Consider the following 26,787-nt stretch of genomic DNA (forward strand, 5'->3'; position numbering starts at 1 on the left):
CAATATCACGAACGCACGGCCAGCGAGACCGCCCGTGCCTTCCCTGAATGCGAGTGCTCCCGTCATGACGTCACCGCTCCGCTCCGGCACCATCGCCCGAACCGCCATGGCCTACGTCCTGGCCGGGGGGCGCGGGTCGCGTCTCTACGAGCTCACCGACCGCCGCGCCAAGCCCGCGGTGTACTTCGGCGGCAAGACACGCATCATCGACTTCGCCCTCTCCAACGCGCTCAACTCGGGCATCCGCCGCATCGGCGTGGCCACGCAGTACAAGGCACACAGCCTCATCCGCCACCTCCAGCGCGGCTGGAACTTCCTCCGCCCGGAACGCAACGAGAGCTTCGACATCCTGCCGGCGTCACAGCGCGTCTCCGAGACCCAGTGGTACGAGGGCACCGCCGACGCCGTCTTCCAGAACATCGACATCATCGAGGCGTACCACCCGGAGTTCATGATCATCCTGGCCGGCGACCACATCTACAAGATGGACTACGAGCTGATGCTGCAGCAGCACGTGGACCAGAATGCGGACGTCACGATCGGGTGCCTCGAGGTGCCGCGCCTGGAGGCCACCGGCTTCGGCGTCATGCACGTGGACGAGACCGACCGCATCGTCACGTTCCTCGAGAAGCCGGCCGACCCGCCGGGCATTCCCGGCAACCCGGAGATGGCGCTCGCCAGCATGGGCATCTACGTCTTCCGGACGACGTTCCTGTTCGACCTGCTCAAGCGCGACGCCGCCGACCCGGCCTCGAGCCGCGACTTCGGCAAGGACATCATCCCGTACGTCGTCGAGCACGGGAAGGCCGTCGCCCACCGCTTCAGCACCTCGTGCGTGAAGTCGGAGACCGAGAGCGAGGCGTACTGGCGCGATGCCGGCACGGTGGATGCCTACTGGGAGGCCAACATCGACCTCACGACCGTCATCCCGCAACTCGACCTCTACGACCACAACTGGCCGATCTGGACCTACGGCGAGATCACCGCGCCGGCCAAGTTCGTGCACAATGAGGATGGCCGCCGCGGCCTCGCCCTCAACTCGCTCGTCTCGGGTGGCTGCATCGTGTCGGGCGCCCGCATCCACAAGACGCTGCTCTTCACCGGCGTGAAGGTCCACTCCTACGCCTACCTCGACGGCGCCGTCGTGCAGCCGTACGTGGACATCGGCCGCTCGGCCCGCCTCAGCAACGTGGTCATCGACCGCGGCGTGGTCATCCCGCCAGGACTGGTGGTCGGCGAGGATCCGGCTCTCGACGCGCGCCGCTTCCGGCGCACCGACCGCGGCACCGTGCTGATCACGCAGCCGATGCTCGACAAGCTGTACAAGTGAGACCCGCACACACCCTCCTCGCGGGCGCCCTCGTGGCGCTCGCCTCCACGACACCGGCCCGGGCGCAGCAGGCCGCGCCGCCGGAGCGGCGCACGGTGGTGGCCCTCAACCCGTTCGCGCTCTTCGCCGAGTACTTCGCCGGCGACATCGAGACGACCGTCTCTCCCACCGTCACCGTCGGCGCCGGGTGGAGCGCGGTCGGGATCAACGACTACAACAACTACCGCGCGCTTGAAGCCAAGGCGCGCTACTACCCGAACCAGAAGGCCCCCGTCGGCTTCTCGGTGGCGGCCACCGCCGGCGTCGCCACCGCACGCGGCACCTCCGCATTCGAAGGTGATCCGGTGCGCGTCTCGCGGCCCACCATCGGCACGGAACTGAGCTACCAGTGGCTGCTCGGCCCGACCCGCCGCTTCGCGATGGTGCTCGGCGTGGGCGTCAAGCGCTACCTCGGCACCGAGGGCAGCTTCGACCCGATCAACATCCCGCTGCTCCCCACCGCGCGCGCGAACATCGGCTTCGCGTTCTGACCGGCAGCACGCGGACACGGGCCGGCACCGCACCCGTGTCTGCCACCCACCGCCGTCCTGCAGTAGTGTTGGGCGGGGGGGTCGTCACACCCCCCCGCCCACTTCAGCACACCGCCGGCCCCATGCGAACACCGACGTCGACACTCCTGCGGGTGCTGGCACTCGCCGTCACCCTGCCGGCCGTCTCCGCCACCCTGCGGGCACAGGGCGCCGCACCCGTCGTTGCGCGCCTCCAGGGCCGGGTGTTCGACAGTGTCGCGATGCGCCCCATCCCGCGCGCGACCATCCGCATCGTGCGCGCCGACAACCCCGCCATCGGCCGCACCGCCGCCTCGGACATCACCGGCGAGTTCCACTACGACAGCGTCACCGCCGGCACCTGGCTCGCCACCTTCCTGCACCCGGTGCTCGATTCCCTGCGCGTCGAGCCCGGGATCATCCGCATCGACATCACCGAGCCCGGGGTGGTGGAGGTGCCGCTCACGACCCCGTCGGTGCGCACGATGATCGCGCTGAGCTGCCGTGCGCCGATGGCCGCCGACCTGGGCACCGTGGTGGGTGAGGTGCGCCAGGTGAGCGACGATGCCCCGCTGGTGGGTGCCGCCGTGCACGTCGAGTGGCCGGAATGGGTGCTGCAGCGTGGCCGGCTCGTCACCGACCTGCGTCGCATGGTCGCGCGCACCGACTCGGCGGGCCGCTACGCCATGTGCGGCGTGCCCACCGGCACCACCCTGCGTGCCTTCGCGTGGAGCGCCGGCGACACCACCGGCGCCATCGAGCTCCCCGTGACCGAGGCCGGCTACACCGTGCAGGACTTCCACGTCGGCTCGGTCGAGCGGCTCACCGTGCTGCTCGACTCGGCCGGCACCCCGGTGCCGGCCAGCGGGCGCACGCCTCCCGGCCCCCCCGGCGCGCCGGCACCCCTCACCACGACCGTCCGCCGCGGTCGCGCGGTGGTGCGCGGCCAGGTGCGGACGCTGGCCGGCCAACCGGTCGTGAACGCGGTCGTGCGCGTCATCGGCAGTGGCACCCAGGTGCGCACCAACGACAGCGGCGCATTCGCCGTGGCCGACGCGGCCTCGGGCACCCAGACCGTCGAGGCGCGGGCCATCGGCCACAACCCCGAGCGGCAGGCCGTCACGCTGCGCGAGGGCGAACCGGTCACCGTCACGCTGCGGCTCTCGGTGCGACGCGTGGAGCTGGACACCGTGCGCGTGGTGGCCGGCAAGACCCTTGCCCCCGAGGTGCGCGCCATCGAGCGCCGCATGCGCGCCGGCGTGGGCGTGATCCTCAACGCGAACACGGTGAAGGAACGCGCCACCGTCTTCGTGAGTGACGCGCTGCGCGGCATCAATGGCGTGTCGGTGGCCGGCGTGGGCGGGTCGGGGCAGATGATCATGATGCGCTCGCCCTTCAACGGCGCCGAATGCGCCGCCAACATCGTGGTGGACGGGCTCAAGGTGCAGACGTCGGGGAATGGCGAGTTCGTGCTGGACGACTACGTGAAGCGCGACAACGTGGCCGCGATCGAGGTGTACCCCCGGTCGAACCTGGTGCCGCCGGAGTTCCTGACGGTGTCGGGCGGCTGCGGCGTGGTCGTGGTGTGGACCAAACAGGCCACCGGCGGCGTTGTACCGGTGCCGCCGTCGCCCTCCAGGCCCTGATCCGGCACGGCACCAACCGCCCGACCTCCAGGCAGGGACCATGACGAGGACGTGCATGCCAGTGGCACTCCTGGCCGCCGGTGTCGCCACCGTCGCCGGATGCAGCGCGCGCGCCACCGATGCCGGCACGCCCGGCAGCGGCGTGGAGCCGGACCTCACACACAGCGTCGTTGCCTCAGGCCTGTCGGGCCCATGGGACATCGCCTTCACCAGCGATGGCGTGCTGTTCTTCACGGAGCGGTGCCGCGGCCTCTCGGTGCGGCGGCCCGATGGCACGGTCACCCGGCTCTTCGGCACCACCGGCGCCGCGCTGGAGGCCCCCGACTTCTTCTGCGAGAGCCAGAGCGGCATGCACGGCGTGGCGCTGGACCCCGACTTCGCGACGAACCGGCGCATCTACGTCTACATGCCCTCCACCCAGACCACGCCGCGGCGGAATCGCGTCGTGCGCCTGGTGCTCGATGCCGACCTGCGCACCGCCGGCGGCCGGACCGACATCGTCACCGACATCCCGTACAAGCATGTCGGCAACGCCCTCGACGGGCCCGGCGCGCACAGCGGCGGCCGGCTGCGCTTCGGTCCCGACCGCCTGCTCTACGTCACCACGGGCGACAACCATGACGCCACCCTCCCGCAGAGCCCGGCGCTGCTGGGCGGGAAGGTCCTGCGCGTGACCACCGATGGCGCGGCGGCACCGGGGAATGCGCCACCCGCCGGCTTCGATCGCCGCATCTACACCTACGGCCACCGCAACGTGCAGGGCATCACGTTCCGGCCCGGGAGCGGCCAGCCGTTCATCGCGGAACATGGGCCGAACCACAGCGATGAAGTCACGCCGCTGCGCAACGGCGGCAACGGCGGCTGGGATCCGAAGGACCACCCCGCACTGACCTGCCCCGATGCGTACTGCGGGTATGCGGGCACGCCGGTGACGATGCCCATGACCGACCTCACGCGCTTTCCCGATGCGATGCGCCCGGTGTGGTCCACCGGCGCCGTGTCGCTGGGCGCCGGTCCCGCCGAGTTCCTGGCGGGCGCGCAGTGGGGGACGTGGAACGGACGCCTCGCCGTTGGCCTGATGGTCAGCCGGCGGATCGAGATCCTCGACATCGATGCCGCGGCCACCACCGCCACGTCGGTGATTGCCGGTCCGCTGCCGTCGGCGCGGATCCGCGCACTCACGCAGGGTCCCGACGGCGCGCTCTACGTGGCCACCGATGCCGGAGAGATCTGGAAGGTGACCGCGCGACCCTGACCCGTGCCGCGACGTGTCCCGGACGTGCGCCGCTGCCGACTACGCCGCGGCGGCCGCCAGTGGTGCGTCCTCTGCCATCCAGCGGTTGCGTCCGGCGTTCTTGGCCCGGTAGAGCGCCAGGTCTGCGCGGTCGAACATCGCGGTCCCGCGGGGATCGTCCGTGTGCCGCACGCTCACACCGACACTCACCGTGAGGGTGAGCGCCGACCCGCTGCTCAGCGTGATGGGCGTGTCGGAGACCGTGCGCGTCACCCGTTCCGCCACCGCGCAGGCCTCCTCCAGCGTCGTGCCCGGCAGCACCGCGACGAATTCCTCGCCCCCGTAGCGCGCCAGGCAGTCATGCGGCCGGATCGAGCTGGCGATGGCCGCCGCGAGATGCCGGAGCACTTCGTCACCGGTCGTGTGGCCGTGCTCGTCGTTGATCCGCTTGAAGTGGTCGGCGTCGATGAGCAGCATCGTGAGCGGATTCAGGGTCACCTTCGCCTGCGACACTTCGCTGGTGAAGCGCTCCATGAAGTACCGGCGGTTGTACGTGCCGGTCAGCACGTCGCGCCGCGCGATCTCGGCCAGCTGGCGATGCGCGGCATCGAGGGCGAACGCGAGCGACAGCACGAGGTGGCTGGCCACCGGGGCCACCAGGAGCGGGATGCCGAGTGCCACCAGCATCGAGTCACGCCGCAGCTCGGCGGTCACGTCGTCACCGAGCACGAAGAACCAGGTCATCGCCAGTGACAACCCGACCGAGGTGCCGCTGATCAGCAGCAGGGCGCGGAGGTGGCCGAGTCGCACCAGCGCCTCCTGCCATCCCGTGCCCTTGCGCTCGTACGGACTCAGGTCCGCGCGCAGGGGCGGTGCCGCAGGACGCAGCTCGCCGTCCGACCGTGCGGGAGTGGCACCGTGCGTCATGGTCACGCTACTCGTCGGTCGAGGGTGGCTCGAAGGCGGGCACGGACGCACCGAGGTCCGGCACGGTGGCCGCCGGTGCGGTGACCGGCGACGACGCCGCGCTGGCGGCCGCCGCCGCGATCGCCGCGATCGGCGCCGCCGATGCGCCGGCCAGCTCCTGCGGATCGTACGCGACGCGGGCCGAGACGGCGCGCTGCACCATGCGCTCGAAGGCGGGATAGATGGCGGGATCGAGCTCGGTGCTCTGCAGGCCGCGCAGCAGGTTCAGTGCGCGCTCCTGGCTCCAGGCGTCGCGATACGGCCGCTTGGAACAGAGCGCGTCGTAGATGTCGCATACATGGACGATGCGGCTCGCGAAGTGCGCCTCGCGCCGGAAGTTCACCGACGGGTATCCGCCCTGCCCGTTGAACCAGATGTGGTGCTCGTAGGCCACCGTGGAGGCGAGCGCGTTGCCGCCGCCGCGCTGGCTGAGGATCTTCGCCCCCTCCACCGGGTGTGCCTTCATGTAGGCGAACTCCTCGTCGGTCAGCTTGCCCGGCTTGATGAGCACCTCGAGCGGGATCTTCACCTTGCCGATGTCGTGCAGCAGCGCGGCGGTGCCGATGGCGCGGACCTGCGAGGCACTCATGCCGAGTTCCTCGCTGAGGCCGATCGACAGCATCGACACGTTGCACGAGTGCGTGGTGGTGTACTGGTCGAAGGTCTTGAGGTCCAGCAGCGGGAGCACGAGGTGCTGCTCGCGGTGGATGGTCACCGCCAGCCCGTGCACGATCGCCTCGACCTCGGCCATCGGCACCGCGCGGCCGGCCGAGACCTCGTCGTGCACGTAGCCCACCGCCTCGGTCTCCTCCTCGAGCTCGAGCTGCGTGAGCGAGAGCGACTCCACCACCGATGCCATCGACTCGGTGACGTCGGCGTCACCGGTCGCCACGGCCAGCGCACCGATGCGGATGCCCTGGCAGGACCACGCCGGCGCCATCTTGCCGAGCATCACCAGCCGCACACGCAGCGCGGCGAGGAAGTTCTGCAGGTCGACGCCGTTGGGGGGCTGCGCGGCATCGATCTCGATGCGCTGGATGCCGACGGCCGCCAGGCGCGCGCTCCACTCCCAGGCCCGCAGCTCGGTCACCACCCGCGTGCCGAGCACGATGTCGCCATCGATCAGCGACAGCTTCATGGTGCCCTGGTCGGCGAGCATGCGGAGCATCGCCGCGTGCGTGCGCGCGAGCACGGTGTGCCGCATGGGGTGCTCGTCGCCGTACAGCGACATGGTGGCCAGCGCCTGGCCGAGCGCGGTGAGGAAGTTGATGACGGAATTCATCGCGCACTCTCTGCACTGATCGGGGCCGGGGCCGGCGCGCGCCAGTGCGCATTGCCGCGCACGGCCTTGCCGAGTGCCAGCACGTGCTGGACGGCCGGGTCCGTGCTGTAGTACCGCTGCAGGGCGCTGAGCGCGGTGGCGTTCAGCAGGGAGGGCTTGGCGAGCACCTGGCGGCGGAGGAAAGTGCTGCGGGTGAGCACCCGGTCCAGGAGCCAGTCGCGCACCGCCGGCAGCGCGGTGGTGGCGGCGGCGCGGATCGCGATCACGCGCAGCGGCATGCTGTGGCTGCCGGTGTCCACGAAGCGCATGAGGTGGTTGGCCGCCCCGCTGGAGAGCTGGTGCGGACGCCCCTCGTGCGGCACGTGGAGGTAGCGGTCGATGAAGTCCAGCACCGTCTCCACCACCTGCGGGTCGTGGTCCTGCAGCCCGCGGCGGATGGCGGCGTCACGCACGGCGTCCACGTCGAGCATCATCCGCACCGCGACCATCCGCACCTGCGTGTTCTCGTGGTCGAGGAACTTGAGCATCACGCCGACGTCGTTGGTGCCCTTCTGCTCGGCGAGCAGGTCACGCAGGAGGTTGAGCAGGTTGCGGGCGAAGAACCAGCTCGCACCATCCAGCCGCGAGATCAGCTTGGCGCGGAGTGGCTCGCCGAAGGTGCGCAGCCGCTCGAGGATCAGCTCGCGCGCATCCCGCGACTCCGCCTCCGACAGCGCCTCGAGCAGCGTGTCGGCCATGGTGATGTCGATGGTGCCGAGCAGCGCCCGCGCCGCGTCGTGGTCCACCGGGTTCTGCTGCAGCACACTCTTGACGGCGTCGGGCGACATGATGCGGGCGCGGATCGCGCGCGCGGCATCGGTCAGGCCGGCGTCGTCGAGCCAGTGCAGCATGAACGGCAGGGCGCCGCTGGCGCTGAGCGCATCCACGGCGGCGAAGGTGTCCTCGCCCACGACGTCGATCTCGAGCGCCATCTGCACCAGCCGCGCCGCCTCGGAGATCCCCGACTCCTCGTGCACCGGCAGGTCGTCGGGCAGCGCGCGGTGCACCTCGTTCACGAGCGCGATCTGGTCGAGGAGCCGCACGTGCTCCTCGGGATTGGGGTCGCTCAGCCCCCACCCCTCCACCAGCTCCTTGGCGGCGGAGCGGAAGGTGGCGTCGGTGAGCCCCTCGCGCTTCTGCACCGCGTGCTGCGAGAGCTTCATCATCAGGCGCACGAGGTGGTGCGAGAGCTCCTGCTCGGACGCACGCGCCGCCACCTGCAGCCAGTTGCTCACCGCCAGCACCGGGAGCACGTCCACCACCTGCAGCACGAACTCCTGCTGCTCGGCGCGCTTGCCGAGGCCGCGGATGATCGGCGCGAACGAGGAGTCGCCGAGCCGCTCGATCACGTCGCTGAGGCGCTTCCCGATGCGCGAGCGGAGTTCGGGCGGTGCCTGCGCCCCCTGCGCGGCGAGGTTCATCAGCGCCACCGCGGTGCGACGCGCGAACTCCGGCTGCGACACGATCTGCTGCAGCGAGTGCGCGATGTCGTTCACCTGCTCCTCCTCGCGGAGCATGGTGTTGAACGCCGCCTCGTCGTCACCCACGGCCGCGGCGACCTCGGAGTTGCGCGAGGTGCCGAAGCCGTACTGGCGCCCGGTGCCGTCGGAGGCGATCTGCGCCAGTGCCTGCCACAGCGCCGCCATCGAGGCATCCGCGACCTTCTCGGCGTCATCCAGCATCAGCGCGTCGTAGGCCAGGCGCCCGATGATGATGCCGGTGATCATCGGCAACTCGTCCGGTTGGACGTTGCCATCGGCATCCTTCACCGGCTCGTTCGCGAGCCAGGCCAGGAGCGCCTGCAGGCGCAGCAGGTCCACGCCGTCGTGGAAGGTGAGGGCGCCGACGCCGCGGCGATGCAGGCGCGCCGCCAGCTCCTTCGTGACGCTCATCGCGCTCGGCATGGCCTGGCCGTTCAGCATCAGCTCGTGCCGTGCCACGCCGATCGTGAACGTGGAGCGGGTGTGCAGCACGGTGTGCAGGGCCGCGAGCGCGAGTTCCTCGCTGCGCACGACCATGGGGTGGCCGGCGCCGTACGTGCGTCGCCGGTTGAGCGCCACGTGCAACTGGGTCAGGAACGCCAGCAGGCCACCGTCGGCGCTGGGCGCAACGGAGAGAGACGACCGTGGGGTGGCGGTGCCGGAGGCTGACATTGCCGGAAGAGACGGGCCAAACCCGCTCCGGGTCACGGCCAGCCGGTGGCCCCAACTGTTTGCGGCACAGGCACTTCGCGCTTCGCGACCAGAGTTGGTTGACAAAAGCAAGCGATTGTCCCAGCTTCGGGGAAAGCCTGAACCGGAGGGACGCGATGCCGCAGCACCAACCGACAGCAGAAGCAGCAGCCAGGGACGTTGCCACGGTGCGCCGGTTCAACCGGTTCTACACCCGGCTGGTCGGTGCCCTGGACGAGAGCCACCTGGATTCGACGCTGTCGCTCACCGAAGCGCGGTTGCTCTACGAACTGGCGACGCGCGAGTCGTCGGTTGCGGCGGACCTGACCCGAGAGCTCCGCCTGGACGCAGGGTACCTGAGCCGGCTGCTGCGCTCCCTCGAGGAGCGTGGTCTGGTGGAACGCACGGTGTCGGCGTCCGATGGCCGGCGTCAGGAGCTCCGGCTGACGCCGGACGGCCAACAGGTGTACCAGCGACTCCTGACGGTGACTGACGCCAGCATATCGACACAAATACGCCATTTGAGCTCGAAAGACCGACAGCAGCTGGTCTCGGCGATGACAACGATCGAAGACATCCTCGGTCGGGACCTGGGGCCGGACCCGGTGCCGGGTGCGCCGCCGGTCATCATCCGCGGGCTGCAGACGGGTGACCTGGGCCGGGGGGCTGCAGAGCCACGCCCAGCTCTACCAGCGCGAGTACGGCTGGGGGCGTGCGTTCGAGGATCTGGTGGCGAAGGTCATCGGTGAGTATGCCCTGACGGCCGATCCGTCCACCGACCGGGTCTGGATCGCGGAACGTGCCGGCGAGAACGTCGGCTCGGTGTTCCTGGTCCGGCACCCGGACCGCGAGGGGGTCTGCAAACTCCGGCTTCTCCTCGTGGACCCGAAGGCCCGCGGAACCGGGCTCGGCCGCAAATTGGTCCGGGAGTGCCTGTCGTTCGCCCGCGAGGCCGGCTACCGCCGGATGACGCTCTGGACGAACGCCAACCTCGACGCGGCGAAGCACATCTACGATGTCGAGGGGTTCACGCTGGTCGCGGAGGAGCCGCACACGATGTTCGGGCCGGAGCTCGTGGGGCAGACCTGGGAGCGGGACCTCTAGGGCGGCTCGACCGGGTCCGGCGCAGCGCCGGGGGCACGGGTCCGGCATGAGGCGCTCCCTCGGCGGGATCCGTGGGGCGCGGGGACTCCGCGGGAACCACGATCTCCCATCGACGCAGACCAACGGCCCGCCGCGAACCACATCACAGGATCCGCTCCCAATACCCGACATCGACCCAGCCACCGAACTTGAAGCCCGTCTGCTCGAAATGGGCGACCTTCCTGAAGCCCAGCTTCTCATGCAGCGCAACACTGGCCGCGTTGGGGAGCGCGATGCCGCCAAGCACGGCATGAAACCCGCGCGTGGTGAGGGCATCGAGGAGCGCGGCGTAGAGCGCGGTGCCGGCGCCGCGACCGGTGGCGCCCGGTGCGAGGTAGACGGTCGACTCGGTCGTGTGACGGTAGGCACTCCGGCTCTTCCAGAGCGACGCGTATGCGTAGCCGATCACCTCCCCGTCCTCCTCGGCCACTATGTAGGGATGCCCGGTCCGGTGCACCTCCTCGATCCGGTGCCACATCTCGGCCGCCGTCACCGGCTCCTCCTCGAACGTGATCACCGTCTCACGCACGTAGTGGTTGTAGATCGCGGCCAGGGCCCCGGCGTCCGCCGCAGTGACCTCCCGCACCATCACCGCTGGCTTGTCGCTCATCTCGCGCTCCGCAGTCCGGGGAATCCTGCGCCGAAGCCGATCGGGCTCGCTCGCTCGCAAGATTGCGAGCCAGGACTGCGGCGGCAACGCTCCGTCCGGTGCGGCACGAGTGGCGCTTCCGCGCGACCGCACCGGGTCGCGGCACCAGCGTGGCGTGCTCGTTCGGATGGCTCCGTGAGGCTCGCGGTCTCCGTGATTCTCACGGAGCCACGGAGCTCACGGAGGGCACGGAGAACTGCAACGGCTTGATGGGAAATGCGTGCGTGAGGCAGCGCAGGATGCGCACGCGCAGTTCCCCTCAGTGGCCGTTGCTGTTTTCCGTGGCCGCCGTGGCCGCCGTGACTTCATGGGAACCGGCATCTCCCACCACCACGAATCCCCGACACGCACACCGCGCAGCGAGAACGCGCGGATCAGGTCCCGGTCCCGATCTGGCGCGTGTACTTCACCACGAACGAGCGTGACTGCGGCCGCACCCAGCGGAAGAAGGAGTTCGCCTCCTCGCCGTCGTTGAACACGATGAACAGGCCCGTGCCAGCGGTGTTGAGCCAGCCAAGCCGCGCATTGGCGGTCCAGATCCGGGCCTGGTTGTTGTACTGGATCAGCGAGTTCACGAACAGCCGCGGCGTGAAGTTGTAGCCGAGGCGCGTGCCGATGAGCGTGCGGGTGAAGTTGCCCTGGTCCAGGTGCACGTCGTTGTGGTCCAGCACCAGCGACGACGTGAACGCGGCGCCGCGGCGGAAGGTGACCGCCACGCGGCCCCCGTTCCGGGTGCCGTTGTAGAACGGCCCGAAGTCGCCGCGGGTGGTGACCGAGAGACTGCGGCTCGGGTCCGTGTCCCAGTCGAAGCCGTACACGGCGAAGGTGTACGATCCCGCCGGCAGCACCACGCCCGGCGCGATCTCGAACGGCTGCTGCAGCCCCTCGCGATAGATGTTCACCTCGGGACCCACGCGACCGCCGTTGTTGAACGTCACCTCGGTCATGTCGATGTGCACCTGCCCGCTCTGCAGGAACCCGTCCAGCCCGTAGTACCCGCGGACCGACGTGTGCGGGTTCCACTGCCGCACGTGCGTCCACGACGGGTTGCGCACGTTGCGCAGCACGGTGGTCTCGATGAAGCGATAGCCGCCGGCCCGGTTGAGGAAGCCGACCTCCGGGTTGAAGTCGCGACCCGTCTGCAGGTAGCGGACGGAGTTGTTCCAGTCGCGCGTGCTGTACGTCGCGAGCGTGCTGAAGGCGAGGTCGTCATGCCCGCGGCCCGGCGTGAGCGTCTTGCCGCCCCACGCGTCGAACGTCACCGCATCGGAGAGCCCGAGCCGCCCATCGATGCCGAAGGTGCGGTTGTGGTCACCATCCGCGTCGCCCAACCCCATGCGCTGCACCCCGATCACGCCCACCCGTGACCGGCGCCCGACCTCCTTCGTGGCCCGCGCCACGGAGTACGAGTTGCCCGGCTGCGTGGCGCTCGCATCGTCGGTGAAGATCTGCAGCAGCCCCACCGTGAGGCCGGCCACGCGCCCGGTGACCCGCCCGCCACCGAGGATCGGCACGGGGTTCCCCACCGCATCGATGCCGATTCGGCGCGTGAAGAAGAGGTCCACCGCCTGCGGCGTGCCGGCCGAGAAGACACCCGCGTTCTCGAGGAAGAAGGTGCGCTTCTCGGGGAAGAAGAGCGGAAAGCGCGTGAGGTTGGTGCGCTGCTCGTCCACCTCCACCTGCGCGAAGTCGGTGTTGTACGTCAGGTCGAGCGTGAGGCTCGGGGTCAGCCCGTACTTGGCATCGATGCCGAACTCGGTGGGATGCCGGTACTGCGTCTCGGTGGCGAAGCTGCGCGTGGTGGAGCTCAGCGCGTACGGCGTGACCGTCGCCACGCGACGTACCGGCACCGTCACCCCCGCCAGCGTGCCGGCCCGCGAGAGCCGGTAGAGCGAGAACTGCCGCGGCACGAACGACCAGAGCGACTCCTCGTTCTTGCGCCGGATGCCGCGCGCCATGTTGAAGCCCCACGTCTGCTCCCGCCCCCCGCCGTAACGGAGCGTGGAGAACGGGATGCGGAACTCGGCGTACCAGCCGTTGCCATCGACCGTGGTGGCGACCGTCCAGCTGCCGTCCCAGTTCAGGTTGAAGCCGCCAAGCGAGCCCGTGGTGACACGGGCCTGGCCCGCCTGCTGCACGCCGCCTCCCTCACCCTCGCGCACCACCTGGCCGTCGTACTCCACGCCCGCCGGCGTCGTCGCGAAGACGAAGCCGTTCTGCCGGTCAAGATAGGTGTCGATGATGAAGGAGAAGTTGTCGCTGTTGGTGAGCAGCACGTCGCGCAGCTTCTCGCCGGGCACGATCCCCTGGGCATCGCGGTCGAAGAGCCACGCCCCGACGTAGAGCGCCTCACCGTCGGTCAGGATGCGCACCTCGGTGCGCTCGGTGACGGGTTCCCCCTCGCGCGACTCACGCTGCACGAAGCCATCGAACGGCGCGGCGTCCTTCCAGGCCGCCTCGTCGAGCTTCCCGTCGATCACCGGCGCCATCGTCACCACATGTGGCTGTCCGGTTCGGGCCGCCGGCACCGCGCCACCGCTGCCCGTGCGCGGGGGCGCGGGCATGGACTGCGCGGCGAGTGCGGCAGACGCCAGCAGCGGGGCGACGAAGGCGAGGGCGGAACGGCCAGCGGAGGGGCGTGACATGCGTCGGGAGGTCGGGTGGGTCGGGCGCCGGCCGCGCCGCCACGGGGGCCGGCGCGGACCGACAGTCTACAGCGGGCAGGCCGGGCCGGCCGCGCCGCTACCGGCGCACCACGCGCCGCAGGCCGCGTCCGGCCAGGATGCCGGTCAGCGCCCCGTCGCGGACGGCGGGCCGTCCGTTCACGAACACCCACCGCATTCCCGTCGCCAGCCGTGTCGGCTCGGTGTACGTGGCCACGTCCCGGATCGTTGCCGGGTCGAACACGATCACGTCCGCGAACGCCCCGGCCCGCAGCACCCCGCGCTCCGACAGGCCGTACGTGGCCGCCACCTGCCCCGCGGACGACTGCACCATGCGCTCCATCGTGAGCACGGGCCGGTCCAGGACATAGCGCCGGATCTTGCGCGGATAGGTGCCGTACAGGCGCGGATGGCCCCCGGAGCCGTCGGAGCTGGTCATCACGAACGGGTCGCGCATGAACGTCTCGATGTCGGCCTCGGTCATGTTGAAGCTGGCCACGCTCATGTCCTGCCCGTCGCGGATCATCTCGAGCGCCGTCTCCACCGCCGGCATCCCGCGCGACGCCGCCACCTGCTGCAGCGTCCGGCCCACCAGCGCGCGCGCCGACCCGCTGCCGCCGGTGAGCAGCAGCGTGCTGTCGCCGCCGCGGCGCCGCAGGTTCTCGCGCATCTCCCCGAGGATCCGGGCGCGCTGCACCGTGTCGGCGATGCGGGCACGCAGCGAGTCCCGGCCACCCGCCTGCGCCCAGCGCGGCAGCAGCGCCGCGCCGAGTGCCGTGCCGCTGGCCGTCCAGGGATACTGGTCCGCCGTCACCACGCAGCCGCGCCCGCGCGCCTCGCGCATGATCTGCAGCACACTGTCGGCCTTGCCCCACACGTCCACGCCCAGCGCCTTGATGTGGCCCACGTTGGCCACCAGCCCCGACTCGCAGCCGATACGGATGGTCTCACGCACGGACGCCAGCAGCCCGATGCTGTACGAGCTCTCGTCGCGCTGGTGCGTGTCGTACACGCCGCCGAACGGCTTCGCAGCCGACACCACCGCGATGACCTCGTCGGTGCTGGCGTAGCTCTGTGGCGCGTAGAACAGGCCGGAGCCGACGCCGAACGCCCCCTCGCGCATGGCCTGCGTGACCAGGGTGCGCATCGCCGCCACCTGCGCCGCCGTCGCCGGCGCCGACGAGGCGCGCATCACCCGCTCGCGGACGGTGCCGAAGCCCACCAAGGCATAGGTGTTGGTGCCCAGCCCGGCGCGCTCCGCCTGCGCCAGGACCGATGCCACCTCCACCGGGCCGCGCCCGTCGGCGCCGAGCACCACGGTCGTGATGCCCTGCATCAGTGAACTCGCGTTCTGTCGTCCGTCGGGGCCGAGGCGCGGCAACCCCTCGTAGGCATGCGTGTGTGGGTCGATGAAGCCGGGTGACACGATCAATCCGGTGGCATCGATCCGCGTGCTGGCGGTGGTGCCGGCCGGTACGGTGCCGACGAACACGATGCGGTCACCCCGGATGCCCACGCTCACCCGCCGCCCCGGGTTGCCGCTGCCGTCGTACACGGTGCCGCCGGTGATCAGCACATCCAGTGGCGGCGCGGGACGCCGCTGGGCCGGGAGGCGCACCACGGCGCCGGCGATCACCACGAGCGGCAGCAGCGCGCCGCGCAGCACGGAGAGGCGGGTCATGCGCAGAACATACGCGCGGTTGCGCGACGACACCGCGGCCGGTGACGTTCCGCGGCGGCAGCACCCCCGCCGCCGACGCCGTCCCGCCGGAGCCCCCATGACCGTCCGCACCCGTATCGTCACCACCGCCATCGCCCTCCAGGGCATCGTCCTCGTCGTGGCCGCGCCGCTGGCGGCGCAGGAGGAGCGTCCCCGGGCCCGTGACCTGGGCATCGTGGTGGGCCACTTCAGCCCCGGCCCGCTGAACGCCATCACCGATGTGGCCGGCGTGCGCGTGGGCCACGCCACCGTCGTGCGCGGCGACTCGGTGCGCACCGGCGTCACGGTCGTGTTCCCACACGCCGGCAACCCGTTCGAGAGCCGCGTGCCGGCCGCCGTGGTGGTGGGCAACGGCTTCGGCAAGTTCATCGGCGCCACCCAGGTGGCCGAACTGGGCGAACTGGAGACGCCGATCGCACTCACGTGCACCCTGTGCGCCTGGCGGGTGGCCGAAGGGATGGCGAAGTGGATGCTGGAGCAGCCGGGCATGCAACGGGTGCGCTCGATCAACCCGGTGGTGGGCGAGACGAACGACGGCTGGGCGCTGAACGCCATCCGCACGATCCCCGTCGGCGACGCCGATGTGCGTGCCGCGCTCACCAGTGCGCGCGGCGGCCCGGTGGCGGAGGGGAGCGTGGGCGCCGGCACCGGCACCGTGGCCTTCGAGTGGAAGGGCGGCATCGGCACCAGCTCGCGCGTGATCCCGCGCGGACCATGGACGGTGGGTGTGCTGGTACAGTCGAACTTCGGCGCTGGCACCGACCTGCTGATCCAGGGCGTGCCGGTGGGCCGTGAGCTGGGGCGCAACGGCGTGACGCCGAACCAGGGTCAGGGGGCGAGCGGCTCGATCGTGGTGATCGTGGCCACCGATGCGCCGGTCTCCGAGCGCAACCTGCGCCGCATGGCCGCACGCGCGCTGCTCGGCATCGGCCGCAGCGGTGGCTACGCCGGCAACGGGTCGGGCGACTACGTGATCGCCTTCTCCACGCACCCCGCGGTGCGCCGCAACGGCCGCATCGGCTCCAGTGGCACGCCACCCGACTCGGTGTCGCTGGTGGAGCTCGGCAACGAGCGGGCGTCGCTGCTGTTCGAGCCGGTGGTGGATGCCACGCAGGAGGCGATCTACAACTCGCTGCTGCGCGCGACGACGGTGACGGGGGCGTTCTCCACCGTCCAGGCGCTGCCGATCGACGAGGTGCGCGCCATCCTCGCCCGCTACAATGGTGGCGCGCGCCGCTGAGTCAGTGCGCGCTCAGTCGCGGATCTCGAGCCGTGCGATGCGGCCGTCGGTGAAGCTGAACACGTGGTGCACGATGCGCTCGAGCTGCACCTCACCGGCGATGTTGCGCATGACCTGGCTGACGCGCACCGACACTGTGTCGCGGTCGTGGTCGTGCGCGAAGCCCAGCGCGCGCACCTTCGGGTCGAGCATCGTCCAGAGGCGTTCCCAGTACTCGCGCACGGCGTCGCGGCCCCACACCGTGCCGCCGTCGATGCCGTTCGGCCAGGTGATGTCGCGGTGCATGGTGCCGAGCAGCGTGTCGACGTCGCGGGCGTTGAACGAGTAGTAGAGCGTGGTGATCATCGCCTCGCGCTGCGTCTCGCGCTCGTCGATGGCCGCGTCGCGTGCGGGGAGCGTCATGCCAGCAGTGCCGCGATCTTCTTCACCGTGGCCCAGTTCCGGGTGGTGACGTTCTGCCCCTGCCGCCCCAGCAGCGCGGCGGCGACCTTGCTCTCGAGCACGCCGTTCGGACACCACAGGTAGAGCGCATTGGCGGTCACCGTGATGGCCTCGGGCGGCGTGAGGTACTGCTGGAAGCCGGCCAGCGGTGCGATCACGCGGGTATCCGCGCCGAATGAGACCATCAGCCGCGTGTCGTTGGTGCACCCGGCCGCCAGCACGTTCTCGTCCACGATCGCCTGGAACTCCGCCGCGGACTTCACGATCACGGGGACGTCCAGCTCGAGACCGTCGAGGATCGCCTCACGGATGCGGCTGGCGATGGTGGCGGTGGGGGCCGCCTTGGCGTCGAACACGGCGTTGCCGCTGTTCAGCAGCGTCTGCACCCCCGTGTAGCCGAGGCCCGTGAGCAAGGTCCGCCACTCGGCCATCGGGACCCGCTTGTTCGGGCCGACGTTCACACCGCGGAGCAGCGCTACGTATCGAGGCATGCCGGTCTGCTGTCGTGGGAATGGCGCGGGCAGCGGGACGGAATCAGGGCGTCTTCGCCCCGGATGACTTCCGGCCCGGCCGCTTCGCCGGTGCCGTCGCCGGCGCCTGCACGAACGTAATCCAGGTGGCGACGATGTCGCGGAACGCCGCGGCGTGACACTGCACGTCGGCGCCGGAGGCGAAGGTGATGAGCGCACGGTCCGCACTCTTCCACTCCAGCAGGCCAAGTGGATCCGGCACCGCATCGCGCAGCCCCGTGCCCGCGCGCACGGCGGCACCCAGGTGCAGCACGAGCTGCACGCCCCCCTTCGCGCGGAGGTTGAAGGTGGCGAAGTGCTCGCTGGTGGCATAACTCGGCGCGTTCCACTTCACCGATTCCGTGACCGCGGGATCGACGCCAAGGATGAGCTCGCGGATGGCGAGGATCACGGGCTCCATCGGGTGCCCGAGGGCCTTCAGGAGGGCGAGGGCGTCACTCATGGATCGATCTCGATTCCGCGGTTGGTGAGGTGGATCCTCGTGATCGGCACGCCGAGCAGCTTCTCGAGCCCCTGGCGCGCCATGTCGCGCCCCTGCTGCGCCGTGGCATCGTCGAGCGCGTCCACGCCCTTCATGTAGACGGCGAAGTTCACGCCGAAGAGGGTGGCCATGAGCTCGGTGGCCTCCTGCTTCTGGGCATCGGTCATGGCGCGGATGTCGGCGCTGGCGCCGAGTCGTGCGCTGAATTGCTCGTAGATGGCGCGCTCCTGGAACGGCGTGACCTGTTCGGTCTTCTTCAGCGCCATCACCGAGATCCGGTCGAAGCCGTCGCGTGCGCGGCGGGCCCGCGGATCCTTCTCGTATGGCACATCCACCAGGTCGTGGTAGATCTGCCAGTTGTTCACCACGAAGTACTCGAAGGCGTAGGCGAGGTCGTTGGCCGGGAACCGGTCCTTGCGGGCGGTGGCCTTGTACAGGTCGATGTACGACGTGAAGAGGCGGCGGGCCTCGTCCGGAGTCCGGGTGATGCCGCTGCTGTTGGCGGCGAGCATCGCCGGGATGGTGGTGGACGCAGACTCGCGGAACTGCGTCGGCTCCGGCGCAGGCGTCGCCGGGCCACGGGCACCGGCCCGGCCGGTGGTGCCGCGGCTGCGCGCCAGCATGGAATTGGCCACCACGCCGTTGAACACGCGCGTGGAGTAGATCTGGTTGTTGATGTACCACTGTCCCGGGTTGGACATGATTTGCCCACCGGCCGGGACGGTGGCCGCAAGGCAGCCAAGGATCGTGACGATCGCACGATGTCGCATGCCGATCTCTCCTCGCAGGTGAGGACGCAGTGTCGCCGGAGGGGTCAGGAGCCGCCCCCTACGCGGTGCCCGCATCTCCCGACCGCGCCGCAGCCGGGGTGCTGAAGAACTTCCTGGCGAACGCGACCATGAGAAGCCCGGCCACCACCGCCACCGCAGCGTACACCGGAGCACGTCCGGTGCGCCATGCGCGCAGGCTCGAGAAGAAGGCGTTGGTGAACACGAGGGTGTTGGCCAGCAGCAGCGGGCGTCCGTAGATGCCCCCGATCATGGTGTGCCGCTGGAACCAGTTCATGAGGGCCAGCGCCACCAGCGTGCCGCCGAGCAGGCCGACCAGCCAGGTCGCGAGTCCGGAGGGCGTTGGTCCGCCGCGCGTGAGCAGTTCGTCGGCACCGAAGAGCAGGACCAGGCCTGGCGCACCGAGGGCGAGGGCGGCCGCGACGAGCAATCGGTTGACTGGCATCCCGGAATCTAGGTCTGCGGATGCCGCCGGCAGGATCGCCCCGCGGGGGAGTGCGCCGGCGCGAGGCACGCCGTCACGGGCGCGACCCGAACCGCAGCGCCGATCGCGCCTTCGCCCGCGCGGCCTCGATGTCGCGGTCCCGTGGCGCGGCCGTGGTGACGAGCGCCGCGAGCAGGTCACGCGCGGCGAGCGCGACCTGGTCCACCGCCCGGTCGAAGGCGGCTTCGTTGGCCTTGGATGGTGCAGTGAATCCGCTCAGCTTGCGCACGAACTGGACGGCGGCATCATGCACCTCCTGCTCGGTGGCGGGAGGCTCGAAGTTGAAGAGGGTCCTGATGTTGCGGCACATGTCTCGATTCCGTGTGCGCGCGGCGTGTGCCGCGCGGCGGTGTCAGTGGAGCCCGGCCTCGAACGTGGCGCGCCGGCGTGCGGCGGCGGCGGCGATCACGCGCTCGATCAGCTCGAGCGGCAACGGCTCGTCCCAGGGAAAGAGCAGCGCACCCTTCGGTCCGGTCCACGGCGCCATCGCCGTCGCGAGGTCGCCGGCGGGGGTCATGCCGTAGATGCCGAGATGCTGCTTCCAGCCGGCGAAGTGCACGAGGTTGCCGTGCAGCACGAAGGTCGGCATGCCGTACTTGATCGCCTCGTCCGCATCCGGCACCACCTGCCGGATGCGTGCGCGCAGACCCTGCAGCACGGCCTGTTCGCGCGGCGGGAAGCCGGCGATGTAGCTGTCGATCGTCGGCGCGGGGGACGATGCCGGCGGCATGGGTCAGCGAAGCTCCTTCCGGATGACAAGCTTGAGGCCGGACCAGGTCTCGTCCACGGCGCAGACCTTGATGTCCACGAAGCCGATCGGCAGCGCGACGCTGCGGATGGTGTCCTCGGTGATGTCGGTCGGCACCCTGGCGGTCTTCTTCGGCCACGACACCCACACGGCGGCATCCGCGCGCAGGGCGGTGCGAAGTGAGCCCAGCCGGCGCGACAGCTCGGCACGGCTCGTCACGAACAGGTGCACCACGTCAGTGCGCGCACTGATGCGCCGGTCGAAGACGACGCCCTCGGGCAGCGGTGCCAGCAGCTCGCGGTACCCTGCCGGCACGTCGATGCCCAGCACGTGCGATGCTTCGCCGATGCCGAGCTTCTTCGCGAGTGGCGTGCCGGAGTATCCGGCCGGTGGCGAGGCGGGCATGCGGGCGGGCGGGAGTCAGGGTTTCACGTTGGCACTCCTGCGACGATAGTGGCCTGCCGCCCGGCTGTCACGTTTCGTGCCGGCTCGCGGACGCCATGCGCCAGAGCCTGGCAGCGAGCACGCCGAAGAGGAGGGCGAGGAGCGCGAACACCGCCGACCCGACCAGCGCGCCCTCGTCCAGCGAGCGCAGTCCGCGCATGCCCTGCGTCGTGACGAGCAGCCGGAGTGCGAGGAGGCCGAACACGGCGCTGAGGGCGCCGGCGAGGATGGAGGGGAACCGCATCTGGTGACGTCCGGGGTGGGCAGGGAGGCTGCCGCAATCAAGCACCACGCGCCCGGTTCGTGAGTGGGCGGTGTCGGTGCGCGCGTCCGGCGGTTGGACCAAGTGGAAGGTCGTGGGTTCCCGCGGAGGCATGGGGGACGACACGGAGGTCGGACCGAGTGGAAGGTCGTGGGTTCCCACGGAGGCACGAGGGACAACACGGAGGTCGGACGGAGTGGAAGGTCGTGGGTTCACACGGAGGCACGAGGGACAACACGGAGGTCGGACCGAGTGGGAAGTCGTGGGTTCCCACGGAGGCACGGAGACCACGGAGGGCACGGAGGACAACACAAAGGCATTGAAGGGAACAACTCGCTCGGGTTGAGCGCTGCCGCGCGCGAGTTGTTCCCCCATGCCGTTTCTCCGTGCGCTCCGTGGTCTCCGTGCCTCCGTGGGAACCAGCGGACCTTCACCCGCACCAGCCCCGGCGTCCCGCGAGAGCACCACCTCAAAAGACCTACCGCGACCGCTTCGCGGCAGTCTTGGTCACTGCGGCCTTCTTCGCTGCGGCCTTCCTCGCCGGCGCCTTCCTCGCTGGTGCCTTCTTCGCCGTACCGGTCGGCACCGCACCACGCGCCGCCGCCTTCGGCTTCTTCGGTTTCGGCAACGGCATCGCGTCGGCGGTGGCGAGCAGGAGGCGCTGGAGGAGGTCACCGTCATCGATCTCGGTGACCAGGAAGTGCGCCTTCGCCCCCGCGAACGGATGTGCCTCGGTGACCGCACCAAGCACCGCGCGACCGGCGTCCGTCGGACGCACGTAGACCTGGTTGTCACACAGCAGTGCGACGACCTTCCGGTGGACGTACACGGCGTACTCGCCGAACATCTTCCGGACGGTGAGCGCGTGCGGGAGGCGCGCCTGTTCACATACGTAATCCGCGAAATCCGCGTCGGTGGCCATGGGGAAAAGGTGCAGGTGGCCGGCGTTGGACGCCAGACGACCTCCCTCCCGTGGTTACGGGCGCGGTGGAGTCTCCGGCAGCAGCACGAACCGCGCCCGGTTCTGCTCCGTCAGGTACCGCCTCGCCGCCGCCGCCAGCCGCTCCGGCGTGAGCGCCGCCACGATCGGCTCGGCCGCGAACAGGCTCCCGGGATCCTCGCCATGCTCCAGCCGGTCACGCAGCGTCTCCAGCCAGTAGCTGTTCTGCCGGTGCGCCAGCTCCAGCTGCCGGCGCCGCTGCTCCTTCACCCGGTCCACCTCGGCCGCCGACGGTGCCACGCGGCGCAGCGAGTCGAGCTCCTGGCGCACGATGGCGAACAGCGTGTCGGCCTGCGCCGGCGCCGAGCCGAAGTCCACCAGGAGCTGCCATTCCTCGCGCGGACGGCGGGCGGACACCGCGTTCACGCTCACCGAGTAGGTGGCACCCAGCGCCTCGCGCAGCCGGTCCAGCAGGCGCGTCTCCAGCAGTTCGCCCAACGCCGTGAAGGTCTCCGACTCCTCACGGCTCCACGCGCCCGCGCCGCTCATCACCAGCAGCGTGCGGCTCTGCGGAGCCACGCCCTTCCGCACCACCTTCTCCACCTGCCCCGCCAGCCGCGGCGGCGAGACGTCGCGCCAGGCGGCCGGCTGCGCCACCGGGAGCGGCGCGATCCACCGTTCCACCAGCGGCTTCAGCTCGGTGGCGTTCACGTTCCCCACGAACAGGAACGTCATGTGGCCCGCATCGGCGAAACGCTCGCGATAGATCGACAGCAGCCGGTCGGGCTCCAGCTCGCGCAGCCGCTCGGGGGAGAGCGTCGTGACGCGCGGGCTGCCGTTGCCGAGTGTCATGGTGACCGTGTCGAGGAAGACCGCCATCGGGTTCGCATCGCGGTTCTTCAGCACCGCCTCGAACTGCTGCAGCAGTGCACGGAAGGCGAGGCTGTCCTGGCGCGGTGCCGTGAGCCGCAGCCAGGCCAGCTGCAGCATCGTCTCGAGGTCCTTCGGTGAGGCCCGGCCATTCAGCCCCTGCGACAGGTCGCCGATGAACGGTGTCACCGCCGCCGCCTTGCCCGACAGCTTCTTCCCGAGGTCCACCTGCGAGTACGCACCGGCACCACCATTGCCGATCACCGTGGTGGCGATCGCACCGCGGAACACGTCGCTGTCCGGGAGCACACTCATCCCACCGGGTGACCAGGCCGTCATCAGCACCTGGTCGGCGTTGAAGTCGGTGGGCCGGACGTACACCTTCGCCCCGTTCGACAGCGTCCACTCCGTGATGTCGAGCGCCACGTCGACGCGCTCCCCGACGATGCGACCCGGCACCGGCGGCTGTGGCACCAGTGCGCCATCGGCCACGGTCTCGGTCCACGGTGCGATCGTCGCGGCGTCCACTCTCGGGAACACCGCCCGCACCGCGGCCTCGGTGGGCGGCACCAGCCCCTCCTTCTCCGGCATGGTCACCGTCACCACCCGGTTCGCCGCACCCGAGCGCACCGTCGCCGTGGCGTTCACCTGCGCCAGCGTGACCCCCGGGAGCAGGCGCTTCGCCAGCTCGTACTCGAACGCGATGCCCGGGATCGCCTCGCCCGAGAGGAAGTGACCGGCGTACGATCCCACCAGCGAAGCCGACGGCGTCTTGTCGCGCTCCGCGTAGGCACGCTCGTAGTCGCGCAGCAGCTCCGTGCGCGCGCGGTCGAGCTCCGCCGGCAGGAACCCGTGCCGCAGCACGCGCGCCCCCTCGGTCAGCAGCAGCTCCAGCGCCTCGAGCACCCTCCCCTCCTTGGCCACCGCATCGAGCGACGAGTACTCCGACGCACGCACCAGCGCGCCGCCACCCGCCTGCGCGGCGACGATCGGCGCATCCGGCCGGCGCGTGAGCTCACCAAGGCGCTCGTTGAACATCTGGTCGCGCAGCGTGGCGAGCATCGACCGACGCATGTCCGCCACCGTGCGGATGACGGTCGGCCGGCGCTTCCAGAGCACGCTCACCGACGACGTGGGCACCTCCCGGTCGGTCGCGATCGACACCAGCGTGCCGCCATGCGACGGCACGGTGACCGCAGGACGCGGCCGACGCACCGACGGCGCCGCGAGGCCGGCGAAGTGCTGCCGGATCTGTGAGACCAGCGAGTCGGGGTTCGCATCGCCGACCGCGATCACCGCCATCAGGTCGGGGCGGTACCAGTCACGCCAGTAGCGCCGCAGCGGCGCCGGCAGCACCGTCTCGAGGATCTCCGGCCTGCCGATCGGGAGCCGTTCCGCGTAGCGCGATCCACGGAACACCACCGGGAACTGCTTCGCGCGGATGCGCTCCCCGGCGCCCAGCCCCGTGCGCCACTCCGCCAGCACCACGCCGCGCTCGGCCACCACGTCGGCCGAGTCGAAGAGGATGCCACTGGCCACCTCGCTGAGGAAGCGGAAGCTCTGCCGCAGGATCGCGGCGCTGTCGGCCGGTACCGGCAGGATGTAGATCGTCTCGTCGAACCCCGTCTGCGCATTGAGGTCGGGGCCGAAGCGCACGCCGATCGACCCGAGGTACTTCACGATGTCGTTGCGCGCGAAGCTGCGCGTGCCGTTGAACGCCATGTGCTCGGTGAAGTGCGCCAGCCCCTGCTGGTCCGCATCCTCCAGCACCGAGCCGGCATTCACCACCAGCCGCAGCTCGATGCGGTCCTCGGGACGCGAGTTCTGGCGCACGTAGTAGCGCAGGCCGTTCGGCAGGGTGCCGATGCGCACGCTGGTGTCGATGGGCAGGCGCGCGGAGAGTGCGAAGGCGGCGGCTGGCAGCGAGTCGGCAGGGGCGGACTGCGACTGCAGCGGCACGACGGCACCGGAGGTGAGCAGGACCAGCAGCGGAAGGCGCATGGGAAGGATGGAGGGGTCTGCGAGCGGCGCGTGGCGCTCAGGGCGCGACGGCAACGGCGGCGATCAGGCGGATCAGTGCATCGACGTCCCGCAGGTCGAGCACCTCGCCCGGGGTGTGCGAGTAGCGGCCCGGCCAGGAGAGGCCCACGTTCGGCGCGCCGAAGCCGGCCACCGCCGAGCCGTCGGTCGCACCGTGGGTGGTGCCGACCTGCAGCGGGATGCGTTGTGCCGCCGCGATGCGCATGATGCGTTGCCGCTCCGCCGGCGGCACGATCGAGCCGTCGTCGAGGCCGCGCAGCACGGCGCCACGCCCCAGCGGCGTGAGCGCGAACATCGGCTGTTCGAGCGGGGTGTCGGAGCTCACGAAGGTGTCGATGCTGTACACCCGCTTCAACCCGCGGCCGTGCTCCGCCGCGAAGGCGCTGGCGCCGAACAGGCCACCCTCCTCGCGGGTGGAGAACACGAAGAGCACGCGATGCCTGAGCGCCGAGGGATCGATGCGCCGCATCGCCAGCAGGAGGGCGGTGCTCCCGGTGCGGTCGTCACTGCCGCGACCGGTGAGCCGCGTGCCGGCCAGCCGTGCGGCACGCTTGTACGCCGTCACGCCCATGCCAACGCGCACGCCGCGCGCCACCAGCCCGGCGGAATCCACGCCGTACCACGCCACGAGGCTTGCCGGCGCACGCACCCGTGCCGAGTCGCGCGGCACGAACACGCCGCGCAGCGACGGGGCGACGGTTCCCGCGGCGTCGCGATCGAAGTGCAGGTACGACGGCTGTCCTTCCCAGGCGCTCAGCACCACCCCGCCCTTCCGCGTGAGGCGCACGGTGCCGTCGGCGTTGATACCCTCCACCTCGAACGACACCTCGTCCATGTGTGCGATGAACGCCACCGAATCCCGCTCGGGACCGGCGCCGATCACGAGGTTGCCGGCGGTGTCGGTCACCGCCACCGCCCTCGCCCATGACGGCAGCAGCGCGCTGATCGCGTCGCGCACGCGGAACTCGTGGCCCGGCACACCGGGCAGGTCGGCGATGCTGCGGAAGACCGACTCAGTGAGCGCGTACGCATCACGGCGTGCGGCATCCCGCGGCACGGTGTCCACGGGCGGCGCGACCCAGGGCATGGTGGTGATGGTGGCGCCAGCGGCACGCAGCGCGCGGGACAGGAGCGCCTGCGCCTCGGCTCCGGTGACGGATTCGACGAGGGAGCCGGCGTAGCGCACCTGCGGTGTGATGATGCGCACACTGTCGCGCGTGCGCACGCGGCCAAGCGCCGCCTTCCGCAGCGCACCCAGGCGCGCCGAGGGCACCCGCTGGTCACTGGCGGTGCCCCGTCCTTCGTCCAGCAGCGTGACCTCGTCCACCGCGCCGGCCCGTGCGAGCACCGCCGCCAGGCCCACCCAGCCGAAGCTCCGCTGGGTGCTGAGCACGAAGATCGTCTCCCCGGTCGCCACCGGCGCGGTGGCGGCCGTTGCCACCGCGGCGCACCCGGCGCGAGCACCGGCGCCGGGACCGGCCGCATGGCCGGCGTAGGTCCACACCGGACGCGTGGCCACGACGGGATCCAGCAGCGAAATGCCGAGCGCCGACACCCCCGAGGCAGAGCCTGCACCGACGTCCACCCAGAGCTGGTCCACGGTGGCCACGGCAGTGTCGCCGCGGTGCTGTCGTGCGAAGTGCCCGTTCGTGATGGCCACCACGCCCGTGACGTCCCCGCGCGGCGTGAGCACGCGCACCTGCTGCGCCTCGTGGAACTGGTCCCAGAGCGGATGCGACGGAACACCGGCGCGATGCAGTCGCAGGTAGCCGTCGTCGGTGACCTGGCTCACCACGAAGCCCGGCACATCCATCGCACAGGCCACGACGCGGCGCGGCGACCCGCTGCCGCTTCGCCTCACGAGGTTCCCGAACGCGTCGCTGCTCCAGCCGGTCAGCACGGGGCGCAGCCCGGCGATCGCCCGCTGCTCGCCGCCGGGGGGCGCGTCGAGGTGCAGCCAGGCGGCCACGGCCGACGCTGCGGCATCGGTCGTGGGAACGGTCTGCGCACCCATCAGCGCCGGCACGGCCGTTCCGGCCGCGAGCACGCGTACAAGCCGCGCCATCGTCAGCAGTCCTCTGCGTCCCGTCATCCCGGCTCCTGTCAGCGAGAACCCGCGACTGCACCA

25 protein-coding genes are annotated in these 26,787 nt (G+C 70.7%); 7 read left to right on the forward strand and 18 right to left on the reverse strand.

What is annotated here, in order from left to right; genetic code table 11:
* Nucleotides 1–64 precede the first annotated feature (64 nt).
* The 4 genes from glgC to IT355_14825 all read left to right on the forward strand — a co-directional run bounded on the left by glgC (nucleotide 65) and on the right by IT355_14825 (nucleotide 4,779).
* On the forward strand, nucleotides 65–1,330 hold the full coding sequence (gene glgC, locus IT355_14810; protein MCC7054538.1) for a glucose-1-phosphate adenylyltransferase: 1,266 nt from the start codon (nucleotides 65–67) through the stop codon (nucleotides 1,328–1,330).
* Nucleotides 1,327–1,860 carry a hypothetical protein gene (locus IT355_14815; protein MCC7054539.1) on the forward strand — a complete coding sequence of 178 codons (534 nt, stop codon included), beginning with the start codon at nucleotides 1,327–1,329 and terminating at the stop codon, nucleotides 1,858–1,860. Before glgC ends, IT355_14815 begins: the two co-directional genes overlap by 4 nt.
* A gap of 122 nt (nucleotides 1,861–1,982) precedes the next feature.
* A complete protein-coding gene (locus IT355_14820) occupies nucleotides 1,983–3,524 on the forward strand; it encodes a carboxypeptidase regulatory-like domain-containing protein (GenBank protein ID MCC7054540.1) in 1,542 nt (513 codons plus the stop codon).
* 55 nt (nucleotides 3,525–3,579) lie between these two features.
* Complete coding sequence (locus IT355_14825; GenBank protein MCC7054541.1) at nucleotides 3,580–4,779, forward strand: PQQ-dependent sugar dehydrogenase; 1,200 nt, start codon at nucleotides 3,580–3,582, stop codon at nucleotides 4,777–4,779.
* A gap of 39 nt (nucleotides 4,780–4,818) precedes the next feature.
* Here IT355_14825 and IT355_14830 read toward each other — a convergent pair whose 3' ends face one another.
* The 3 genes from IT355_14830 to IT355_14840 are packed head-to-tail and all read right to left on the reverse strand — an operon-like array spanning nucleotide 4,819 to nucleotide 9,198.
* A complete protein-coding gene (locus tag IT355_14830; GenBank protein ID MCC7054542.1) occupies nucleotides 4,819–5,685 on the reverse strand; it encodes a GGDEF domain-containing protein in 867 nt (288 codons plus the stop codon).
* Nucleotides 5,686–5,692: 7 nt separating this feature from the next.
* Nucleotides 5,693–7,006 carry an HD domain-containing protein gene (locus IT355_14835; GenBank protein MCC7054543.1) on the reverse strand — a complete coding sequence of 438 codons (1,314 nt, stop codon included), beginning with the start codon at nucleotides 7,004–7,006 and terminating at the stop codon, nucleotides 5,693–5,695.
* The gene (locus IT355_14840; GenBank protein MCC7054544.1) at nucleotides 7,003–9,198 is read right to left on the reverse strand and encodes a hypothetical protein; all 2,196 of its coding nucleotides are present in this window, start codon (nucleotides 9,196–9,198) and stop codon (nucleotides 7,003–7,005) included. The genes IT355_14835 and IT355_14840 overlap by 4 nt, the downstream gene beginning before the upstream one ends.
* A gap of 155 nt (nucleotides 9,199–9,353) precedes the next feature.
* Here IT355_14840 and IT355_14845 point away from each other — a divergent pair, with 155 nt between their 5' ends.
* Together IT355_14845 and IT355_14850 are read left to right on the forward strand one after the other, a co-directional pair.
* Nucleotides 9,354–9,965 (forward strand): winged helix-turn-helix transcriptional regulator, encoded by a 612-nt coding sequence (locus IT355_14845; protein MCC7054545.1) that lies wholly within the window; start codon nucleotides 9,354–9,356, stop codon nucleotides 9,963–9,965.
* Nucleotides 9,946–10,320, forward strand: coding sequence for a GNAT family N-acetyltransferase (locus tag IT355_14850; GenBank protein MCC7054546.1), 375 nt, complete (start codon nucleotides 9,946–9,948; stop codon nucleotides 10,318–10,320). The genes IT355_14845 and IT355_14850 overlap by 20 nt, the downstream gene beginning before the upstream one ends.
* 142 nt (nucleotides 10,321–10,462) lie before the next feature.
* On the opposite strand, the gene IT355_14855 is transcribed toward IT355_14850, so the two are convergent.
* The 3 genes from IT355_14855 to IT355_14865 form a co-directional block, all read right to left on the reverse strand.
* Nucleotides 10,463–10,969 carry an N-acetyltransferase gene (locus tag IT355_14855; GenBank protein MCC7054547.1) on the reverse strand — a complete coding sequence of 169 codons (507 nt, stop codon included), beginning with the start codon at nucleotides 10,967–10,969 and terminating at the stop codon, nucleotides 10,463–10,465.
* Nucleotides 10,970–11,382: 413 nt separating this feature from the next.
* The gene (locus tag IT355_14860) at nucleotides 11,383–13,653 is read right to left on the reverse strand and encodes a carbohydrate binding family 9 domain-containing protein (GenBank protein ID MCC7054548.1); all 2,271 of its coding nucleotides are present in this window, start codon (nucleotides 13,651–13,653) and stop codon (nucleotides 11,383–11,385) included.
* A 97-nt stretch (nucleotides 13,654–13,750) separates the two neighbouring features.
* The gene (locus IT355_14865; GenBank protein MCC7054549.1) at nucleotides 13,751–15,352 is read right to left on the reverse strand and encodes an amidohydrolase family protein; all 1,602 of its coding nucleotides are present in this window, start codon (nucleotides 15,350–15,352) and stop codon (nucleotides 13,751–13,753) included.
* A gap of 97 nt (nucleotides 15,353–15,449) precedes the next feature.
* Between IT355_14865 and IT355_14870 the strand changes: the two genes are divergently transcribed.
* Nucleotides 15,450–16,631, forward strand: coding sequence for a P1 family peptidase (locus tag IT355_14870; GenBank protein ID MCC7054550.1), 1,182 nt, complete (start codon nucleotides 15,450–15,452; stop codon nucleotides 16,629–16,631).
* A gap of 12 nt (nucleotides 16,632–16,643) precedes the next feature.
* Here IT355_14870 and IT355_14875 read toward each other — a convergent pair whose 3' ends face one another.
* The 12 genes from IT355_14875 to IT355_14930 all read right to left on the reverse strand — a co-directional run bounded on the left by IT355_14875 (nucleotide 16,644) and on the right by IT355_14930 (nucleotide 26,751).
* The gene (locus IT355_14875) at nucleotides 16,644–17,033 is read right to left on the reverse strand and encodes a nuclear transport factor 2 family protein (protein ID MCC7054551.1); all 390 of its coding nucleotides are present in this window, start codon (nucleotides 17,031–17,033) and stop codon (nucleotides 16,644–16,646) included.
* Nucleotides 17,030–17,563, reverse strand: coding sequence for a DUF1697 domain-containing protein (locus IT355_14880; protein MCC7054552.1), 534 nt, complete (start codon nucleotides 17,561–17,563; stop codon nucleotides 17,030–17,032). Before IT355_14880 ends, IT355_14875 begins: the two co-directional genes overlap by 4 nt.
* A 43-nt stretch (nucleotides 17,564–17,606) precedes the next feature.
* The gene (locus IT355_14885; protein MCC7054553.1) at nucleotides 17,607–18,044 is read right to left on the reverse strand and encodes a DUF1801 domain-containing protein; all 438 of its coding nucleotides are present in this window, start codon (nucleotides 18,042–18,044) and stop codon (nucleotides 17,607–17,609) included.
* A complete protein-coding gene (locus tag IT355_14890) occupies nucleotides 18,041–18,853 on the reverse strand; it encodes a hypothetical protein (GenBank protein ID MCC7054554.1) in 813 nt (270 codons plus the stop codon). The genes IT355_14885 and IT355_14890 overlap by 4 nt, the downstream gene beginning before the upstream one ends.
* Nucleotides 18,854–18,911: 58 nt before the next feature.
* Complete coding sequence (locus IT355_14895) at nucleotides 18,912–19,316, reverse strand: hypothetical protein (protein MCC7054555.1); 405 nt, start codon at nucleotides 19,314–19,316, stop codon at nucleotides 18,912–18,914.
* Between the two features lie 73 nt (nucleotides 19,317–19,389).
* Nucleotides 19,390–19,665, reverse strand: a complete 276-nt coding sequence (locus tag IT355_14900; protein ID MCC7054556.1) for a DUF2277 domain-containing protein — start codon at nucleotides 19,663–19,665, stop codon at nucleotides 19,390–19,392.
* Nucleotides 19,666–19,707: 42 nt separating this feature from the next.
* Nucleotides 19,708–20,085, reverse strand: coding sequence for a DUF1801 domain-containing protein (locus IT355_14905; protein MCC7054557.1), 378 nt, complete (start codon nucleotides 20,083–20,085; stop codon nucleotides 19,708–19,710).
* Nucleotides 20,086–20,088: 3 nt separating this feature from the next.
* Nucleotides 20,089–20,508 (reverse strand): DUF3052 family protein, encoded by a 420-nt coding sequence (locus tag IT355_14910; protein MCC7054558.1) that lies wholly within the window; start codon nucleotides 20,506–20,508, stop codon nucleotides 20,089–20,091.
* Between the two features lie 67 nt (nucleotides 20,509–20,575).
* Entirely contained in the window at nucleotides 20,576–20,791 is a 216-nt protein-coding gene (locus IT355_14915; protein MCC7054559.1) for a hypothetical protein, read from the reverse strand.
* 496 nt (nucleotides 20,792–21,287) lie between these two features.
* Entirely contained in the window at nucleotides 21,288–21,731 is a 444-nt protein-coding gene (locus IT355_14920) for a TfoX/Sxy family protein (protein ID MCC7054560.1), read from the reverse strand.
* Nucleotides 21,732–21,785: 54 nt separating this feature from the next.
* On the reverse strand, nucleotides 21,786–24,620 hold the full coding sequence (locus IT355_14925; protein ID MCC7054561.1) for an insulinase family protein: 2,835 nt from the start codon (nucleotides 24,618–24,620) through the stop codon (nucleotides 21,786–21,788).
* Between the two features lie 37 nt (nucleotides 24,621–24,657).
* Nucleotides 24,658–26,751: a M20/M25/M40 family metallo-hydrolase gene (locus IT355_14930; protein MCC7054562.1), complete on the reverse strand. Its 2,094-nt coding sequence runs from the start codon at nucleotides 26,749–26,751 to the stop codon at nucleotides 24,658–24,660.
* Nucleotides 26,752–26,787: the final 36 nt, after the last annotated feature.

It is taken from the genome of Gemmatimonadaceae bacterium (assembly GCA_020851035.1).
Taxonomy (GTDB): Bacteria; Gemmatimonadota; Gemmatimonadetes; order Gemmatimonadales; family Gemmatimonadaceae; genus JACMLX01.

Excerpts from the sequence above, each read along its gene's own strand:
- IT355_14905 (MCC7054557.1), bottom strand. The coding sequence starts at position 20,085 with ATGCCGCCGGCATCGTCCCCCGCGCCGACGATCGACAGCTACATCGCC.
- IT355_14835 (MCC7054543.1), bottom strand. The coding sequence starts at position 7,006 with ATGAATTCCGTCATCAACTTCCTCACCGCGCTCGGCCAGGCGCTGGCC.
- IT355_14890 (MCC7054554.1), bottom strand. The coding sequence starts at position 18,853 with ATGCGACATCGTGCGATCGTCACGATCCTTGGCTGCCTTGCGGCCACC.
- IT355_14870 (MCC7054550.1), top strand. The coding sequence starts at position 15,450 with ATGACCGTCCGCACCCGTATCGTCACCACCGCCATCGCCCTCCAGGGC.
- IT355_14900 (MCC7054556.1), bottom strand. The coding sequence starts at position 19,665 with ATGTGCCGCAACATCAGGACCCTCTTCAACTTCGAGCCTCCCGCCACC.
- IT355_14925 (MCC7054561.1), bottom strand. The coding sequence starts at position 24,620 with ATGCGCCTTCCGCTGCTGGTCCTGCTCACCTCCGGTGCCGTCGTGCCG.
- glgC (MCC7054538.1), top strand. The coding sequence starts at position 65 with ATGACGTCACCGCTCCGCTCCGGCACCATCGCCCGAACCGCCATGGCC.
- IT355_14880 (MCC7054552.1), bottom strand. The coding sequence starts at position 17,563 with ATGCCTCGATACGTAGCGCTGCTCCGCGGTGTGAACGTCGGCCCGAAC.
- IT355_14820 (MCC7054540.1), top strand. The coding sequence starts at position 1,983 with ATGCGAACACCGACGTCGACACTCCTGCGGGTGCTGGCACTCGCCGTC.
- IT355_14895 (MCC7054555.1), bottom strand. The coding sequence starts at position 19,316 with ATGCCAGTCAACCGATTGCTCGTCGCGGCCGCCCTCGCCCTCGGTGCG.
- IT355_14875 (MCC7054551.1), bottom strand. The coding sequence starts at position 17,033 with ATGACGCTCCCCGCACGCGACGCGGCCATCGACGAGCGCGAGACGCAG.
- IT355_14910 (MCC7054558.1), bottom strand. The coding sequence starts at position 20,508 with ATGCCCGCCTCGCCACCGGCCGGATACTCCGGCACGCCACTCGCGAAG.
- IT355_14930 (MCC7054562.1), bottom strand. The coding sequence starts at position 26,751 with ATGACGGGACGCAGAGGACTGCTGACGATGGCGCGGCTTGTACGCGTG.
- IT355_14830 (MCC7054542.1), bottom strand. The coding sequence starts at position 5,685 with ATGACGCACGGTGCCACTCCCGCACGGTCGGACGGCGAGCTGCGTCCT.
- IT355_14885 (MCC7054553.1), bottom strand. The coding sequence starts at position 18,044 with ATGAGTGACGCCCTCGCCCTCCTGAAGGCCCTCGGGCACCCGATGGAG.
- IT355_14865 (MCC7054549.1), bottom strand. The coding sequence starts at position 15,352 with ATGACCCGCCTCTCCGTGCTGCGCGGCGCGCTGCTGCCGCTCGTGGTG.
- IT355_14840 (MCC7054544.1), bottom strand. The coding sequence starts at position 9,198 with ATGTCAGCCTCCGGCACCGCCACCCCACGGTCGTCTCTCTCCGTTGCG.
- IT355_14920 (MCC7054560.1), bottom strand. The coding sequence starts at position 21,731 with ATGGCCACCGACGCGGATTTCGCGGATTACGTATGTGAACAGGCGCGC.
- IT355_14825 (MCC7054541.1), top strand. The coding sequence starts at position 3,580 with ATGCCAGTGGCACTCCTGGCCGCCGGTGTCGCCACCGTCGCCGGATGC.
- IT355_14915 (MCC7054559.1), bottom strand. The coding sequence starts at position 20,791 with ATGCGGTTCCCCTCCATCCTCGCCGGCGCCCTCAGCGCCGTGTTCGGC.
- IT355_14855 (MCC7054547.1), bottom strand. The coding sequence starts at position 10,969 with ATGAGCGACAAGCCAGCGGTGATGGTGCGGGAGGTCACTGCGGCGGAC.
- IT355_14860 (MCC7054548.1), bottom strand. The coding sequence starts at position 13,653 with ATGTCACGCCCCTCCGCTGGCCGTTCCGCCCTCGCCTTCGTCGCCCCG.
- IT355_14845 (MCC7054545.1), top strand. The coding sequence starts at position 9,354 with ATGCCGCAGCACCAACCGACAGCAGAAGCAGCAGCCAGGGACGTTGCC.